The organism is Methanobrevibacter sp. 87.7, assembly GCF_002208625.1.
Lineage (GTDB): Archaea > Methanobacteriota > Methanobacteria > Methanobacteriales > Methanobacteriaceae > Methanarmilla.
Map to the genome: position 1 here is coordinate 1 of NZ_MRCT01000235.1, position 1,902 is coordinate 1,902.

1 protein-coding gene is annotated in these 1,902 nt (G+C 25.9%); it reads right to left on the minus strand.

The window, feature by feature from the left end; translation table 11 throughout:
* Positions 1 to 123 precede the first annotated feature (123 nt).
* A complete protein-coding gene (locus BGI41_RS07910; RefSeq protein WP_088540156.1) occupies positions 124 to 1,674 on the minus strand; it encodes a flippase in 1,551 nt (516 codons plus the stop codon).
* Positions 1,675 to 1,902: the final 228 nt, after the last annotated feature.

The window sequence follows — 1,902 nt, forward strand, 5'->3', positions numbered from 1 at the left end:
ATTAAACAAACCAAATAAAAAAAATAACTAAAAAAATAGACAAAAATCAATTAAATAATAAAAAAAACATTTTAAAAATAGAAATTTAATTTAAAATAATTAAAAAAATTAAAAGATTAAAATTTAATCTTTTGCATATTTTTCTAATTTATCTGTAAATTTATAAATTGGTTCTTTTAAAGGACCTAATTTAGAAGCTGTTTTATACATTAATATTAAATCTCCTTTTTTCAATCCTTTAACTGCAACTAAAGCTCCAATATATACAAATATTCCTACAATAAAACCAATAATCATTCCAATAAGATTTTTAGGAATAAACATACATATTGCACCCATTACTAAAGAAGCAAATAAGATTTTTAGGAAATCAACAGTTTCAAATTTAACATGAGATACTTTATGTGTATATACTATACAAACAATCATAATAAATGCAGTACTAATTGATGTAGCTAATGCAGCACCATTAATATTCCACCATAATACCATAAACATACTTAATACAAATTGTATTATTACACCTAATATAAGTGCAATCATTGGAATAAGTGGTTTTCCAAGTCCTTGAGTAATACTTGAAGATATAGTATATACTGCAAAACATAACATACCAAGAACTAATATTTGTAATGCAGTTGTACCTAAGGTATATTCTGCACCAAATAATAATCCAAGAATAGGTTTTGCAAATACTGCAACACCAACACAGAATGGTAATACAACAATAATAACATACCTATAAGATTGATGAATATATTTTTCAAGTAAAGAATGATCTTTTAAAGAAAATGCTTCTGAAGCTGCAGGAAGAGCACTTGTTGCAACAGACATTGAAATAACTAAAGGTAAACGTGCAATAGCACTTGCATTAGTATAATAACCTGCAAAATTACTTGCTAAATATGCACCAATAAATAAAGTACCAACATCATAAAGTAAAACTTCAGCAACACCTGTGATTAAAACAGGTATTGAAAATTTAAGAAGCATTACCATAATATCTATTTCTTGAGCTCTTGTAATTTTTTTACGACCTGTTTTAAATTTAGAAGTTACATCTTTTCTAAATAACCATACAGCAGATAATGATGCAACTAAAAATCCTATAACAGTACCTAAAACAGCACCAGCAACTCTCCATCCAATAAGAACTAATAAAACTGCAAAACAAATCATTCCTAATTGTTCAAATGCTTTTGTAATAAGAATATTAGTCATTTGATAATATCCTTGGAAAACTCCACGATATAAACCAACGATAACACTAAATGGAGTAATAACAGCAACTAATTGAAGAGGCAATACTGCTGCAGGTTTATGCCACCAACCAAGAGCAACAGGTTTTGCAATTAAAAACATAATCGTTGCACCAATCATAGCCATAATAATAATCAGCTTAAAAGAGGTTCTAATAATTTGTTGTTCCATTTGTTCATTATCTAAAGCCGAATATTCTGCAACATATTTTGCAATTGCTGAAGGAAGACCTCCAGATGCAGTAATATTTAAAAAATTCTGAAATGGTAGTGTTAATCCCAAAATACCATAATCTGCAGCAGTCATAAGCCACGTCATAAGGAAACGGTATAAAAACCCACCAATACGGAAAATAAAAGTACCAAGTAGTAAAATAAAACTACCTTTTGCAATCTTAGATTCATTATCAGCCATATAATCCCTTAATTTATGTAAATTTAAAAATAGTATTAAATAGTCAATTTAATAGAATATACTAATTATTTATATACATAACTTTTAAATATTTCGATAGGAAGAAAATCAAATAAAATAAATAAAACAAATAAAAATAGAAAAATATTTAATTAAATTTAATATTTAATAATAAAATAGAAAAATAAACTATTAAAATAATAAATATAATGTTTTATATCTTTAAAC